This is a genomic window from Aquabacterium sp. A7-Y (assembly GCF_026153205.1).
Taxonomy (GTDB): domain Bacteria; phylum Pseudomonadota; class Gammaproteobacteria; order Burkholderiales; family Burkholderiaceae_C; genus Caldimonas.
Window position 1 is genome coordinate 56,952 of the sequence record NZ_JAPFBW010000003.1, and the last position, 15,294, is coordinate 72,245.

At 69.3% G+C, this 15,294-nt stretch carries 12 protein-coding genes; 8 read left to right on the plus strand and 4 right to left on the minus strand.

The features are described 5' to 3' along the window. Positions 1 to 74: 74 nt before the first annotated feature. On the plus strand, positions 75 to 2,219 hold the full coding sequence (locus OOT46_RS03345) for a putative bifunctional diguanylate cyclase/phosphodiesterase (RefSeq protein WP_265402166.1): 2,145 nt from the start codon (positions 75 to 77) through the stop codon (positions 2,217 to 2,219). Positions 2,220 to 2,229: 10 nt separating this feature from the next. Here OOT46_RS03345 and OOT46_RS03350 read toward each other — a convergent pair whose 3' ends face one another. The 4 genes from OOT46_RS03350 to OOT46_RS03365 all read right to left on the minus strand — a co-directional run bounded on the left by OOT46_RS03350 (position 2,230) and on the right by OOT46_RS03365 (position 5,902). Then, positions 2,230 to 2,796 carry a flavin reductase family protein gene (locus OOT46_RS03350; protein ID WP_265402167.1) on the minus strand — a complete coding sequence of 189 codons (567 nt, stop codon included), beginning with the start codon at positions 2,794 to 2,796 and terminating at the stop codon, positions 2,230 to 2,232. Between the two features lie 21 nt (positions 2,797 to 2,817). Further along, a complete protein-coding gene (locus OOT46_RS03355; RefSeq protein WP_265402168.1) occupies positions 2,818 to 3,933 on the minus strand; it encodes a hypothetical protein in 1,116 nt (371 codons plus the stop codon). Next, the gene (locus tag OOT46_RS03360; protein ID WP_265402169.1) at positions 3,930 to 5,336 is read right to left on the minus strand and encodes a cytochrome P450; all 1,407 of its coding nucleotides are present in this window, start codon (positions 5,334 to 5,336) and stop codon (positions 3,930 to 3,932) included. Before OOT46_RS03360 ends, OOT46_RS03355 begins: the two co-directional genes overlap by 4 nt. Positions 5,337 to 5,404: 68 nt before the next feature. Further along, the gene (locus tag OOT46_RS03365) at positions 5,405 to 5,902 is read right to left on the minus strand and encodes a DUF1330 domain-containing protein (protein WP_265402170.1); all 498 of its coding nucleotides are present in this window, start codon (positions 5,900 to 5,902) and stop codon (positions 5,405 to 5,407) included. A 164-nt stretch (positions 5,903 to 6,066) separates the two neighbouring features. On the opposite strand from OOT46_RS03365, the gene OOT46_RS03370 reads away from it, so the two are divergent. The 7 genes from OOT46_RS03370 to OOT46_RS03400 all read left to right on the plus strand — a co-directional run bounded on the left by OOT46_RS03370 (position 6,067) and on the right by OOT46_RS03400 (position 15,289). After that, the gene (locus OOT46_RS03370; RefSeq protein ID WP_265402171.1) at positions 6,067 to 8,403 is read left to right on the plus strand and encodes an efflux RND transporter permease subunit; all 2,337 of its coding nucleotides are present in this window, start codon (positions 6,067 to 6,069) and stop codon (positions 8,401 to 8,403) included. Further along, positions 8,351 to 9,142 (plus strand): outer membrane lipoprotein-sorting protein, encoded by a 792-nt coding sequence (locus OOT46_RS03375; protein ID WP_265402172.1) that lies wholly within the window; start codon positions 8,351 to 8,353, stop codon positions 9,140 to 9,142. Before OOT46_RS03370 ends, OOT46_RS03375 begins: the two co-directional genes overlap by 53 nt. A gap of 82 nt (positions 9,143 to 9,224) precedes the next feature. Next, positions 9,225 to 10,340 carry a DNA alkylation repair protein gene (locus OOT46_RS03380; RefSeq protein ID WP_265402173.1) on the plus strand — a complete coding sequence of 372 codons (1,116 nt, stop codon included), beginning with the start codon at positions 9,225 to 9,227 and terminating at the stop codon, positions 10,338 to 10,340. Between the two features lie 74 nt (positions 10,341 to 10,414). Then, on the plus strand, positions 10,415 to 11,431 hold the full coding sequence (locus tag OOT46_RS03385; RefSeq protein WP_265402175.1) for a methyltransferase: 1,017 nt from the start codon (positions 10,415 to 10,417) through the stop codon (positions 11,429 to 11,431). Positions 11,432 to 11,484: 53 nt separating this feature from the next. Next, positions 11,485 to 13,053, plus strand: coding sequence for an NAD(P)-binding domain-containing protein (locus OOT46_RS03390; RefSeq protein ID WP_265402176.1), 1,569 nt, complete (start codon positions 11,485 to 11,487; stop codon positions 13,051 to 13,053). An 18-nt stretch (positions 13,054 to 13,071) separates the two neighbouring features. Then, positions 13,072 to 13,893 carry an amidohydrolase family protein gene (locus OOT46_RS03395; RefSeq protein ID WP_265402177.1) on the plus strand — a complete coding sequence of 274 codons (822 nt, stop codon included), beginning with the start codon at positions 13,072 to 13,074 and terminating at the stop codon, positions 13,891 to 13,893. Between the two features lie 52 nt (positions 13,894 to 13,945). Then, complete coding sequence (locus tag OOT46_RS03400; RefSeq protein ID WP_265402178.1) at positions 13,946 to 15,289, plus strand: coproporphyrinogen-III oxidase family protein; 1,344 nt, start codon at positions 13,946 to 13,948, stop codon at positions 15,287 to 15,289. The last annotated feature ends 5 nt before the right edge of the window (positions 15,290 to 15,294 follow it).

The following is a 15,294-nucleotide window of genomic DNA, read 5'->3' on the forward strand; positions in this document are numbered from 1 at the left end:
GCAAACCGTTCAGGGGCGGGGCGGGACGTCGGGAGGCCGGGGCTCCCGCGCAGCGGTGCCGCCTCTTGCCTGTCATGACTTCCCTGTGGATCACGCCCCGCTACGAGCCGGGCACCGTGTTCGTGTCGGTGGCCATCGCCATCTACGCGTCCTACATCGCGCTGCACCTCACCCGCCGCGTGCGAGGCGGCGACACGTCGCTCGCGCGCGGCTGGCTGATGGGCGGCTCGCTGGTGCTCGGCACGGGGATCTGGTCGATGCACTTCGTCGGCATGATGGCCCTGCGCCTGCCGTTTTCGCTCGGCTACACCTACGGCCTCACGGTGCTCTCCTGGCTGGCGGCGGTGGCGGTGTCGGGCCTCGCGCTGGGCATTGCCAGCGGCGAGCGGCTGGGCCTCGGGCGGCTGCTGGCCGGCTCGCTCGCGATGGGCGGCGGCATCTGCGCGATGCACTACGTCGGCATGGCGGCCATGGTGCTGGAGCCCGGCATCGTCTGGGACTGGCGCTGGGTGCTGGCCTCGGTCGGCATCGCGGTGGCCGCCTCGGCGGTGGCGCTGTCGATCTTCTTCTGGCTGCGCAGCCGCAGCGGGCGCGCCGGCAGCCGCTGGCAGCTCGTGGCCGCCGTGGCCATGGGCCTCGCGATCTCGGGCATGCACTACGCGGGCATGGCGGCGGCCCAGGTGCCGGCCGGTGCCCTCTGCCTCAGCGCCGGTTCGCTGTCCGGCGAGGAGCTGGGCGTGCTGACCTCGGCGGGTGCCGTGGTCATGCTGACGATGACCCTGCTGACCGCAGCCATCGACGCACGCACCGAGCGCCGCAGCGCCGGTCTGGCCGTGTCGCTCGCCGAGGCGCAGGACCAGCTGCAGCGCATGGCGCTGCTGGACCCGCTGACCCAGCTGCCCAACCGGCTGGTCTTCGAGGACCGCCTGGGTGCCGTGGCCGCGCGCTGCGACCGTTTCGGCCAGCGCGCCGCGGTGCTTTCCATCGACCTCGACGGCTTCAAGCCGGTCAACGACTCCTGGGGCCACCAGGCGGGCGACCAGGTGCTGCGCGAAATGGCCGCGCGGCTGGCCGCGCTGGCCTGTGCATCGGACAGCGTGACGCGTGTCGGGGGCGACGAATTCCTGATGCTGCTGGACCTGCCGCACGACAGCAGCGAGGCCGCCCAGGCCGCCGAGCGGGTCATCCAGGCGGTGCGCCGTCCGGTCACCCTCGGCGAGCGCACCCTGCAGCTGTCCGGCTCGGTGGGCATTGCCCTCTATCCCGAGGACGGCCCGCTGGACAAGTTGGTGCTGCACGCCAACACGGCGATGCAGACCGCCAAGCGGGCCGGCGGCTCGGTCTATCGCTTTTTCGACGCCCGCATGGATGCCGGCACCCACGAGCTGATGGAACTGCAGCAGGAGCTGCGTCTCGCGCTGGAGCGCCGCGAGTTCGAGCTCTACTACCAGCCCAAGCTGGACAGCGCGAGCGGCCAGATCACCGGTGCCGAGGCGCTGGTGCGTTGGAACCACCCGAAACGCGGTCTGGTCGCGCCCGGCGTTTTCATTCCGGTGGCCGAGCGCTTCGGGCTGATCGCCGAGCTCGGGCAGTGGATCGTCGAGGAGGCCTGCCGGCAGCTGCAGGTCTGGGCACGGCAGGGCGTGCGCATGCGCGTGGCGGTCAACCTCTCGGTCCACCAGCTGCGCCAGGCCGACCTGGTCGAGCGCATCCAGCAGGCCGTGCGCCGCCACGGCATCGATGCGTCGCGCCTGACCTTCGAGATCACCGAGACGGCCGCGATGGAGGACGCCGACATGACGCTGCGCCTCTGCGAGCGCATGGCGGCGATGCGGGCCACCTTGTCGATCGACGATTTCGGCACCGGCTATTCCAGCCTCAGCTACCTGCGGCGGCTGCCCGCCCAGCAGCTCAAGATCGACCGCAGCTTCGTGCGCGACCTGGAGACCAGCAGCGACGCGCGCGCCATCGTCGACGCGGTGGTGCGGCTGGCCCATGCCCTGGGCCTGAAGGTCGTCGCCGAAGGGGTGGAGACCGAGGGCCAGGACCGCATCCTGCGCGGCTTCGCTTGCGACGAACTGCAGGGCTTCCTGTTCGCGCGGCCGATGCCGGCTCGTGAACTGAGCGCCTGGATGAGCGGGCAGCCAGGCGAGCACGGCGGCCTGGCGTTCCGCCCGTCGCTGTTTGCCGACCTCCTGCCCGGGGGCGCCAGCGGCTGACGCGCCGCCCTCAGCCGGCAGGCCGCGCCAGGTAGCGGCCGGCGCAGAAGATGAGCGGCAGGGCCTCGGCGCTGCGGCTGCAATGTTCCACCTCGCCGACGAACATCAGGTGGTCGCCCTCTTCGTAGAGGCGGCGGCTGGCGCACTCGAGCACCGCGGCGGCACCGTCCAGCACCGGCGAGCCGTGCCGGCCGGGCCGGAAGGCGACGCTGGCCCAGCGGTCCATGTCCTTGCTGGCGAAGCGCTCCGCGGTGCCCGCCTGCGCGTCCGACAGGATGTTGATCGCATAACGCGTCGCGCGCGAGAAGGCCGCCAGGGAGCCGGATCGCCTGGACAGGCACCACAGCACGAGCGGCGGATCGAGCGAGACCGAGTTGAAGGAGTTGACAGTCACGCCGACCGGTCGCCCGTCTGCGCCCCAGGCGGTCACGACGGTGACGCCGGTCGCGAAGCAGGCGAGGGCCTGGCGCAACTCGCGCTGGGTGAACGCCGCTGCCGCCGGGCTCGCTGGCGAGGGCTGCTCTCGCAGCGCGCTGGCGCGGTCGAGCTCGCCGACCGCCTGGTGGGGGTACGCCATCCTCCGTCTCCTCTCGACGTCTCAGAAGAAGTACTGCAGGCGCAGGCTGAGGAAGGAGGCCGAGCGCTGCCTGCGCGCATCGAGCTTCAGCTTCCAGGCGCTGCCGAGGCGGCGCTCGGCCTGCAGCAGATAGCCGGTCCGGCCGGATTCCGAATCCCTCAAGGCGGTGAACAGCGCCTGCGTATCCTGCTCGTCGTTGAGGCCGATCCGGATCCCGGCCATGTCCCCGCAGGTGAAGGCCGGGCAATCCGACTCCTCCAGGTGCTCGTACAGCAGGCCGATGTCGGCCCAGGCCGCGAGATTCGCCAGCGTGTATTCGAAGCCGGCCACCGCCGCGCGGCGGTGCGGGCCGGGGCGCGATTCGCCGAGTGCCTCGAGCTTGAGCAGCCAGGAGCCGAGCGTCAGCTGGCCGTCGAGCGACCAGCGTCGCACCTCGGGATAAGTCCTGCCGCCGGCGGCCGCAGCCGGCTCGCGCGCGATACCGTCGAAATAGCCCAGGCCGAGGTCGAGCGCGTCCGCCACCAGCGACAGCCGGACCGCCTTGCCGACGCGGCCGTCGCAGTCCAGCTCGACCCACGCGCCGTCCGCCTGCCTGTCGTGCGCCCCCTGCGACCCCCAGGGAAGCGGGCGGCGACGATGACACGGCAGCAGATAGGCATCCAGGGTCGCAGGGCCGACGGGCAGCGACGCGGCCGCCATGGGCTGGCCGAGCTTGACGTGTCCGCTGAGGTCGAAGCGGGTGTCCAGCTGGTTGACGACGTCCACCAGGTGGCGCGATTCGGTCACGCCCCAGAAGACATTGCCCATGCCGGCACGGACGGTGGCGGCGGGTCCGCGCCATTCGAGCAGCAGCTCACGCAGGTCCGCCGCGTCGGCGTCGAATCCGGACAGGCGCCGCCGACCCTCGAGCATGAAACGCAGGCTGAGCGACTCGGTCACGCGGCGCGCGCCCTCGGTCGACACGCCGAGCGCGATGGCGTCGGCCGTGCGTCCGTCGATGCGGCTCGCCAGCCACTCGCTGCCGACACCGGTCCGGGCCGCCTGTGCGGACGCGCCGGGCAGGAGCAGCAGCAGCAGCGCCGCTGCTGCTGCTGCGCGGACGAAGCGTGGCCAGGCCGGGGAGGGGAGCGCCGTCATTCGGGCAGGAGGGCGGCGTCGGCGGCAGGCCGGGGTGCACCGGAGCGCGGCCGGCCCGCGGCGGCGCGGGCCCGCACCCAGAGCGAGTTGCGGGTGCGCAGCACGAAGGCCGGTTCCAGCTCCGGCTGCACGGTGGAGCCGGGCTCCAACCTCAGCACCGGCAGCACGGCCCGCAGCAGGGCCTTGAGCTCCAGCAGGGCCAGGCCGATGCCGATGCACTTCATGCGGCCGCCGCCGAAGGGAAAGTGGGCATAACGGGGCCGGCCGGCCTGCGCGGAAGGCAGGAAGCGGTCCGGGTCGAAACGCTCCGGATCGCTCCAGAGCTCCGGGTCCCGGTGCGTCACGTAGGGGCTGGTGATGACATTGGTGTGGGCCGGCAGCGTGAAGCGGCCCAGTTCGACCGGCTCGCTGCACTTGCGGTCCACCAGCCAGAGCGGCGGCATCAACCGGATCGACTCGTTGAACACGCGGTCGAGCACGGGACAGTCCTGCAGGTCCGTGCGCGCGTTGTCGCCCGGCGCATCGACCTCCTCGCGCACGGCCTGCTGCCAGTCCGGATGGCGCGTCAGGTCGTACAGCGTCCACATCATCGCCGAGGCGACGGTGTCGAAGCCGGCCAGGAACACGCCCATGATCTCGCGCAGGATCTGCTCGTCGCTCAGGCCCTCGCCGGTCTCCTCGTCGCGGTGGCGCGCCAGGCCGGCCAGGAAGCTCGCGCCGCCCTGCGCATGCGGCAAGGCGCGGTGCTCGCGGATGCAGGCCAGCAGGACCTCGGCAATCGCATGGGCTGACTGCCTCAGCTCGCGGTTGGTCCGCGTCGGCATCCACATCGGGATCGGCACCGGTTGCGACAGCCGGGTGTTCATGCAGATCAGGCTGCGCGTCCACGCGGGCGCGACGATGCCGACCTCCCGCGCGGTCAGCGGACGTCCAAGCAGGAACAGCGTGAGCGTGCTCATCGCATAAGACACCATCTCGGACTGCAGATCCACCTCCTGCCCCTGGCGGGCGGCGCTGCGCCAGCGCTCGGCGAGCGCCTCGGCTTCCTTCTCCACCTCGGGCGCGAGCCGGCGCAGCATCTCCTGGCCGAAGGACGGCGCCACCGCCTTGCGCTGGCGCTTCCACGGTTCGCCGTCGGCGATGATCATGCTGCCGCCGGCCAGGGGTTCGAACAGGGCTGCCAGATCGCTGCGCCCGAAGCGCGCGTCATGGAAGACCGTCTGCAGATGCTCGGGGTGATACACCAGCCCGACGGACAGCCCCAGGCCGAGCGGCAGGCGGACCACGCTGCCGTACTCGCGGCGACAACGCAGCAGCAGTTCGAGCGGGCGGTCCCGGAACTCCGAGAAACAGCCGAGCAGGGCATGGCCGGCAGGGCCCGGCGCGAAACGAGAGGTGGACATGGAGGCTCCCGGTGATGTGAAGCGGGTCCGGCCGGGACGGTGACAAGCGCACCGTCCCGGGGTGGCGATCAGGCCGCGTTGCCGGCGGGCTGCAGCAGTGCCACGGCAAAGGCGCCGCCGAAGACGGCCGAGGAGTCGGCGGTGCGGCCTCGGTAGTCCGGGTCTTCCATCAAGGCCTGCAGCGTCTTCGGCTCGGGAAATTCGATCAGCTCGAAACCGTCGAACTGCCAGTCGCCGCTGCGCGCCGTGGTGCCGCTCAGCAGCACCCGGCCGCCGTGCTTCTGCAGCGCCGGCTCGCGGTCGCCGACGTAGCGCTTGAGCGCCTGGGTGTCGGCCTTCCCGCTCTTGAACTGGAACACCACCAGCACCTGAGCGCGTCCCGGCTGGGCGCCGCGGTCGAGGTCGGACGCGGCCACCTCCACCGCCAGGCTGCCGGCTTCCCCGGCAGCGTCGTTCAAGGCGACCTGCCGCCAGGGCATCTGGCCCATCACAACCTGCGCCACCTGCGCTGCGAACCGGGGGGTGCCGGCGACGCGACCCGCTTCTTTGGACACGGTGATGTACATGTGGAGTTCCTCCGAGTGGTGTTGAAGAGCCGGCATGCTGGCATGCCGCCGGCCGCTCATCAATGAAGACCACAAATAACACATGAACTGTTGACGCGTTAATTGTTGACTCGTAGCATTTGCCTCCATCGACGGCGCAGCCCGTCCTGATTGGGGAGTTCGAGATGAAACACTCGTGGACCGACCGTCTGATCCGATGGCGGCTCCTGTTGGTGCTGCTGCTGCCGGTGCTCGCCGTCCTCGCGGCCCAGGGCGCCAGCCGCCTCGGCTTCAGCACCGACTACCGGGCCTACTTCTCCGACTCGAACCCGCAGCTGCTCGCTTTCGAGCAGATGCAGTCGACCTACGACAAGTCGGACAATCTGATGATCGTGGTCGCGCCCCAGAGCGGCTCGGTGTTCGACGCGCAGGCCCTCGACGCGATGCGCTGGATCACCGAGCAGGCGTGGCAGACACCGTACTCGGTGCGGGTCGATTCCTATGTCAACTTCCAGCGCGCGGAGGCCGACGGCGACACCATCCATGTCGACCACCTGGTGCCTCCCGGGCAGGAGGTCGACGCCGGACGGGCCGCCGCGATCCGCGCCTACGCGCTGGCCGAGCCACAGCTGGTGGGCCGTCTGGTCTCGCGCGACGGCGCCGTGGCCGCCGTCAACGTCACCTACCAGCTGCCGGGCAAGAGTCCCTTCGAGAACGGCGAGATCGTCGGCTACGCCAGGAAGCTGCAGGCCCAGGTGGCCGAGCGCTACCCCGGGCTGACCGTGCACCTGACCGGCATGGCGATGTACAACAACGCCTTCCTCGAGTCGGCCATGGGCGACAGCGCCCGCCTCATGCCCCTGATGTACGGCGTGCTCGTGCTGATCGGCGTGGTCGTGCTCAGGAGCCTGCTCGCGACGGCTTGCGCGGTGGTCGTGGTCTACCTGAGCGTGGGCGCCGCCACCGGCATCGCCGGCTGGCTGGGCATGAGCCTGACCAGCCTGTCGGCCTCGGCGCCGCTCGTGATCCTGACCATCTGCATCGCCGACTCGGTCCACATCCTGGCCGGCGTGCTGCGCCACATGCGGGAGGGCAAGGCGCGCCTGCAGGCGCTGTCGCTCGCGATGCAGGAGTCGGCCAAGCCGGTGGTGGTGACCAGCGTGCTGAACGCCGCCGGTTTCCTGGCGCTGAACTTCAACGAGATGCCGCCGTTCCGCGACCTCGGCAATATCGTCGCGATCGGTATCGCCTGCGCGATGGTGCTCTCGCTCACGCTGCTGCCGGCCCTCGTCGCGCTGCTGCCGCTCAAGCCGCGCGGCCTCGGCCGGACTGGCTTCGGCGCCACCTTCCGCTCCTTCGGAGACTGGGTCGGGGCGCGTTCTAGCCTGGTGCTGTGGATGGCGGCGCCGGTGGCAGCGCTGCTGGTCGCGATGGTGGGTCGCAACGAGTTCAACGACCAGTACATCAAGTGGTTCGCGCCGGAGACCGCCTTCCGCCAGGCCAACGACTTCACGATGGCGCGGCTCACCGGGCTGTACTCGATCGAGTACTCGCTGCGCACCGACTCGCCCAACGGGGTCGCCAAGCCGGGCTTCCTGGCGGACGTGGACCGCTACGTCGCGTGGCTGCGCGAGCAACCCGAGGTGGTGCACGTGTCCTCGGTGACCGATACCTTCAAACGCATCAACCGCAGCCTCAACGGCGAGGCCCCCGAGGCCTACCGCCTGCCCAGCGACGGCCAGGTGGCGGCGCAGAGCCTGCTGCTGTACGAGATGTCGCTGCCTTACGGGCTGGACCTGAACAACCAGATCAACGTGCAGAAGAACGCCACGCGGGTGGTCGCGACGCTGCGTGACCTGAGCACCAGCGAGATGCTGGAGCTGGAGCGCCGCAGCATGGGCTGGCTCGCGGCCCATGCGCCGGAGGTCGACAGGAGCACGGCGGCGAGCACGACGCTGATGTTCGCCCACATCGGCGAACGCAACATCCACGGCATGCTGACCGGCATGCTCTCGGTGGCGGTCTTCGTGAGCTTCTGCCTCACGCTGGTGTTCCGCTCGCTGCGCGTCGGGCTGCTCGCGATGGTCTTCAACATCCTGCCGATCGCGATGGCCTTCGGCGCCTGGGGCCTGGCGGTGGGGCAGCTCGGCTTCTCGGTGGCCATCGTTGCCTCGGTCACGCTCGGCATCGTGGTGGACGATACGGTGCACTTCCTCTATGCCGCCATCGACGCCATGCGCCAGCGCGGACTGACGCCGCGGGCCGCGGTGGCCCATGCCGCCGAAGCCACCGGCGGCGCCATCCTCTCGACCACCGTGATCCTGCTCAGCGGCTTCCTGGTGCTCGGCATGTCGTCCTTCGCGCTCAACCGCGACATGGGCCTGATGACGGCGCTCACGCTGGCCATCGCGGCCCTGCTGGACCTGCTGCTGCTGCCCGCACTGATCATCAAACTCATGGAGAAGCGACATGTCACGACCCAAGGTCTGCCTCACGTCTCTGCTGCTCTTGATCGCCGCTGAGGCTCCGGCGACGGCAGCGACGCCCGAGGAACGCGGCTACCAGATCGCCGTTGAAGCCGACCGGCGCAACAGCGGCTGGGCCGACATGACGGCGCAGCTCACGATGACGCTGAAGAACGCCGCCGGCGAGGAGAGCCGGCGCTCGATGCGGCTGAAGATGCTGGAGGTCACCGGCGAGGGCGACAAGAGCGTGGCCGTCTTCGACGAGCCGGTGGACGTGCGGGGCTCGGCACTGCTGTCGCATGCCCACACGGTACGGCCCGACGACCAGTGGCTCTACTTCCCGGCGATGAAACGCGTCAAGCGCATTGCGTCGACCAACAAGTCGGGGCCTTTCATGGGCAGCGAGTTCGCCTACGAGGACATGTCGGCCTGGGAGCTGGACAAGTTCAAGTACCGCATGGTGGGCGAGGACCGGATCGACGGCATGGAGGTCTACGTGCTCGAGCTGCTGCCGCAGTATGAGTACTCCGGCTACACCAAGCTCGTCACGCACCTGGACAAGCAGCACTACCGGCCGGTGAAGGTCGACTACTTCGACCGCAAGGGGGCGCTGCTCAAGACCCAGACCTACGCCGGCTACAAGCAGTACCGGGACAAGTTCTGGCGTGCCTCCGAGATGACCATGACGAACCACCAGACACGCAAGCAGACCGTGCTGACGTGGAGCAACTATGCCTTCGGCACCGGCGTGCCGGCGCGCGACTTCGACAAGGAAGCCCTGGAGAGACTGCACTGACACGAGAGCATGCCCCCGGGGCGGGGCGCCGCACTGGCTGACAACGAGACATTTCAACGACCCAGCGCAGGAAACAATCACCATGGCCGAGTCCGCTGATTTCAAGTCCGAGTTCGACGACACGCTCGTCGAGGAGCTGGCCCGCCGCTTCTCGGCGGTCTCCCCCGGCTTCGATGCCGTGGCCTTCCGCGCGGCGGTCCCGCCGCTCGAGCCGCTGGCGATGAAGGTCCGGGTGCAGGCGATCAGCGCTGCGCTCGCCGGCCGGCTGCCGCCGGACTTTGCCCTCGCTCAGCAGACCCTGCGTGCTGCTTTCGGTCCGATCGACCGTGAGGGGCTGCCGGCCTTGCGTGGTTTCTGCGTCTGGGTCGCGCTGCAATATGTCGAGGACCACGGGCTGGAACACCTGGAAGAGGCCTTGGACGCGATCGAGGAGCTGACCTGCCGCTTCTCGGGCGAGTTCGCGATCCGCCCCTTTCTGCTGCGCGCGCCCGGGGCGGTGCTCGAACGGCTGTGGTCCTGGTGCAGCCATGCCAACGAACATGTCCGGCGCCTGGTGTCCGAAGGCACGCGTCCACGCCTGCCGTGGGCGTCGCGGCTGCCGCCCTTCGTGCAGGATCCGTCGCCGGTGCTCGCGCTGCTGGACCGGCTCATCGACGACCCCTCGGAGTATGTGCGCCGCTCGGTGGCGAACAACCTGAACGACATCTCCAAGGACCATCCCGACCGCGTGGTGGCCTGGCTCGACGAGCGACGGGCGACACGTGCCGGCTCGCCACACTTCGAGTGGATCGCGCGGCATGCCTGCCGCGGCCTGGTCAAGGCGGGCCACGCGGGCGCTCTGGCGCTGCTCGGCTGCTCGCCGCAGGCCAGCGTGCAGGTCCGCTCCTTCACGGTCTCGCCCGGCCAGATCTCGGTAGGCGCCGGCGTCGCACTCCACTGCGAGCTGGTGTCGACCGGGGAGGGCGGCCAGAAGCTGGTGGTCGACTACGCGATCCACTTCCAGAAGCTCAGGGGCACCTCGCGGCGCGTCTTCAAGTGGACCGTCAGCCATGCCGACCCGGGCCAGGCGCTGCGACTCGCCCGCCGCCATCCGGTCGTGCCCGTCTCGGTGCGCCGCTACTACGGTGGTCTGCACGAGGTCGAGCTGCTGGTCAACGGCGCAACCGTCGCGCGCTCGTCCTTCCATCTCAAGCACTGAAGCGGCCGGCTTCCTTCGCAGGCGCTCATCGCTGTTCCGCGCCGCTGTCGGCGTGTCCGTCACAGGAGATCCGTGTGTATCCGATCCAGCTCCAGCGTGCCCTCTACGGCTTCCTCGAAAGTTCGCTGCTCTTCTGCGCCGCCCGCACCGGCGTGCTGGAGCAGCTCGCCGGCACCGAGGCGGTGCTGTCCGCCGACCTGCTCGGCGAGCGCTGCTCGCTCGACGTGCCGCGGCTGCGCCGGGTGCTGAATGCGCTGGCCGCGATGGGGGTGGTGGTCCGGGTGGGCGAGGGCTACACCCTGGCGGGCGAGCTGCGGCCGCATTTCGATGCCGCCTCACCGCAGTACGCGGGCGGCTTCATCCGCCATCTGTCGTCGCAGGTCTACGGCAAGGCGCCGCACCTGGCCGAGCTGCTGGCGCCTGCGGCAGCCGGGGCCGCAGCGCCCGCGGCGGTGGCCCCGACCGAGTTTTTCAGCTTCTACGAGGACGCCGAGCGCACCCGGGTGTTCCTCGAGGCGATGTGGAACCTCGGCATCGGTCCGGCCCGGGAGCTGGTCGACACGCCGCTGCTGGCGGGCTGCACCCGCCTGCTGGACCTGGGCGGCGGGCCGGGTGCCTTCGCGATCGCCGCCGCCGAGCGGCACGCCCGGCTCACGGCGACTGTGTTCGACCTGGCGCCGGTGCGTGCCGCCTTCGATGCCCGCGCCACGTCCAGTCCGGCGGCGCCGCGCTTGGGTTTTGTCAGCGGCGACTTCTGGCGCGATCCCATCCCGTCGGCCGACGCGGTCGCGCTGGGCTACGTCTTGTCCGACTGGAAGGACGAGGACTGCCTCTTCCTGATGAAGAAGGTCTTCGTAGCCTTGCCGCCCGGTGGCCACCTCCTGATCCTGGAGAAGCTGCTCGACGAAGGCGCGGCCGGCCCGTACACCGCGGTCATGCTGGACATCTCGATGTTGCTCGAGACCGAAGGCCGGCACCGAACCGTCTCGCAGTACACCGAGATGCTGCAGCAGGCGGGCTATGAGCTCGCGGCGGTGCAGCGGTCCTCGGGCGAAAAGCATCTCATTGCCGGGCGCAAGCCCGTTCTGTAAGCGGCAGGGACTGGAACCGGCCGTCGTCCATCAATAGCAATCAGGAGAAGACAATGTCAGTCGAGCGTAGCCAATATGTGGTCATCGGCGCGGGCCCGGCAGGCTTGCAAATGGCGTATCACCTGAAACAGGCGGGGCGCAGTTGCATCGTGCTGGAGGCCGGGCAGCAGGCCGGCGCCTTTTTCCTGCGCCACCCGCGCCACCGCAAGCTGATCTCCAGCAACAAGATCCACACCGGCTACGCCGACCCGGAGATCAACCTCCGCTGGGACTGGAACTCGCTGCTGGAGGAGGGCGACGACCGGCTGCTGTTCAGCAAGTTCAGCCAGAAGTACTTTCCGCCGGCCGACGCGATGCTCGACTACCTCGCCGCCTACGCCCGGAAACACGCGCTGCCGGTGCGCTACGACTGCCAGGTGCGGCGCATCGAGAGGGAAGGCGAGGACTACCTGCTCGACACCTCGCAGGGCCCGCTCGCCTGCCAGGTGCTGATCGTCGCCGCGGGAGTGCAGAAGGACTACCTGCCGCCCATCGACGGCATCGAGCTGGCCGAGCACTACGTGCGCGCATCGGTGGCGGCGGACGACTACCGCGGCCAGCGGGTGCTGGTGATCGGCAAGGGGAACTCGGCCTTCGAAACGGCCGACAACCTGGTCGAGACGGCCTCGATGATCCACGTCGCCAGCCCGAACCCGCTGAAGATGGCCTGGTCGACGCACTACGTGGGGCACCTGCGGGCCGTCAACAACAACCTGCTCGACACCTACCAGCTGAAGTCGCAGAACGCCATCATCGACGCGACCATCGAGAGCATCCGCCGCGTCGACGGCCGACTGCGCGCCACCTTCCGGTATGCGCACGCGCAAGACGAGGTGGAGTCCATCGACTACGACCGCATCATCGCCTGCACCGGCTTCGCGCTGGACACCCGGATGTTTGGCGCGAGCGCCATGCCGCGCCTCTGCATCAACGACCGCTTCCCCGAGCAGACCGAAGCCTGGGAGTCAACCAACCAGCGCAACATGTTTTTCGCCGGCACGCTGATGCAGATGCGCGACTTCAAGAAGCAGATGTCGGGTTTCATCCACGGCTTCCGCTACAACGTGCGCACGCTGCACCGGCTGCTCGAAGAGCGCTTCCACCAGGTGGACTACCCGAGCGCGCCCGTCAAGCCCGGTCTGGACGGCGTGCAGCAGGCCATCCTGGCCCGCATCAACCGCACCTCGGCGCTGTGGCAGCAGCCGGGTTTCCTGTGCGACGTGGTGCTGCTCAAGGGCGGCGGGGCCTCGCGCGCCTACGTGGAGGAGCTGCCTTTCGAGGTCGCCGCGCAGCGCTATCAAGGCGCCTCCTACCTGACCGTCAGCCTCGAGTTCGGCGCTACCAAGTACGCCGATCCCTTCGCGGTGAGCCGCGTCGCCCGCGACAACCACATGGAAGCCAACCGCAGCAACTTCCTCCATCCGGTGGTCCGTCACTACGAGGACGGCGTGCTGCGCAGCGAGCACCACGTGATCGAGGACCTCGCGGCGGAGTGGGTGGAACCCGAGCACACCGAGCCGCTGCGTCGCTATCTCGAGCAGGTGCTCGCGCCGCGGACGGAGCCGAGCCTGGTGGCAGCCTGAGGACGACAAGGAGCGGACATGCAGATCATCGACTTCCACGTTCACGGCGGCGACTTCTTCCGCCTCAGGGACGACATCCAGGACTTGCTGACCCGGCGGCCGCTCGAGCCCGGCGCCGATGTGCGGCAGATCTTCTCGCAGCGCGAGGCCATGAAGGCCTACCTGCAGGGTTATGGCGTCTCGCGCGCAGTGGTGCTGGCCGAATGCGGGCCCGGCACCAACTTCAGCATCGACAGCGAGATGATCGTCGCCCTGACCGGGCAGGACAGCGGGCTGATTCCCTTCGGCAGCATCAACCCCAATTTCCACGCCGACCCGGTGGCGGAGTGGCGGCGCAGCGTCGAACTGGGGGTGCGCGGCTTCAAGTTCTATCCGGCCGACCATGGTTTCGACCCGATGACACCCGGCATGACGGAGGTCTACGGGCTGTGCGCGCTGCACGGACTGCCGGTGATGTTCCACACCGGGACCACCGCGCAGAAGGACGCCGAGCAGAAGTACATCCATCCGCGCGACTTCGAGCCCATCATTGCCGCCCACCGCGGGATGCCGGTCATCCTGGCGCACGCCGGCAAGCCCACCTGGTACGCCGACGCGCTCGAGCTGACGGAAAGCTACGAGAACGTCTATGTCGATACGGCGCTGGTGGACGTGCGCGCGCTGCTGGAGTTCGGCGTCGAGACGCGCCGCGCGGCCGACAAGATCCTGTTCGGCTCGGACTGGCCGGTGTGCGGCAGCTACGCCGCCGTGCTGGAGCGCGCCCGCAACGCCGGCATGTCGCAGCGGCTGGCGCAGAAGGTGTTCCACGACAACGCCGCCGCGCTGCTGGGCCTGCATTAGGCGCAGGCTGTCGATCGGTTCCGGTCAGCCACCACGTTTTGGGAAGCCAGCCATGTACCAACAGCTTCACCCGGTTACCTACTACTTCTACCCGCTGTTCGACACCCAGTCGGCCGCCGGGACGCCGCCCGCGGCGGTGCAGGAGCGCCTTCAGGCGCCTCCGGCCGCCGGCGTCGAGACCCTGCTGTACGTCCACATCCCCTATTGCCATGACCTCTGCAGGTTCTGCCCCTTCCATGTGCGCGTGGACAAGGGTGAGGAGGTCTATGCGCGCTACACCGACGCGCTGGTCCGCGAGCTGGAGCTGCTCGCGGCAACGCCGCGGGCGCGTGCCAGCGACATCCGCGCGGTGTACTTCGGCGGCGGCTCGCCGTCGATCTTCGCGCCGGAGCTGCTGCGGCGCATCTTCTCGACCCTCCGGTCGCGCTTCGCGCTGCGGCCGGACACCGAGATCTCCTTCGAGGGCGAGCCCAAGACCCTCGGCGACGGGGCCCGGCTCGACGAGCTGAAGGACTTCGGCGTGAGCCGGGTGAGCTTCGGCCTGCAGACCTACGACGCGGCCCTGCGTACGCACTTCAACATCAACGCCACCCTCGACGACGTGGAGCGTGCCAGGCGCATGTGCAGGGAGTGGGGCTTCGACGAGATCAACGTCGACATGATGTACAACCTGCCGGGCCAGACCATCCCGCAGCTCGAGCGCGACATCCGCAGCCTGGCGGCCGACGGCTTCGACAGCGTCGACTACTACAACCTGCACTACTACGCCTTCTCGAAGAAGTTCCTCGACCAGATGGCGAGCGGCGAGATCCCGCCCAAGCCCTCCGACGGCGTGATGCTCTCCCTGGCCGAGCACGTGCGCCACCTGCTGCCGCGCCTGGGCTACGCCAACGTGGCCGACCAGGTGTACTCGAAGCGCCCGGCGGTGTGCGAGTACTTCAGGCTGCTGTGGGGCGGCGGCGCGGGCCGGCACGATGCCGAGACCCTGGCGGCCGGTGCGTCGGCGCGCGGATATGTGGACGGCTACTGCTACATGAACGAGGGCTCGGCCACCCGCTACATCGAGGCCGTCAACGAAGGCCGGCTGCCGATCGACAAGGTGTCGGGCCGGCTGGAGCGCCCCGAGAACCGCGGTGCGGTGTTCTTCTCGAAGTTCCTCGCCCTGGACAAGCGCTGGGTCGAGGCGCGCGAGTCCATCCCGGCCCAGACCTTCCAGTCCTGGATCGACGCCGGCTACCTCTACGACGGCGGGGACCGCTGGCTGTTGTCCGAGCGCGGCAAGCTGTGGACCAACAACATCACGCACGACGCCTTCGAGCCTTCGCAGTTGCAGACGGCCAAGGGCTCGCTGATCAAGCTGGCGTCCAAGCCGGGCGTGCGCACCGGAACGTTCTGAGGAGA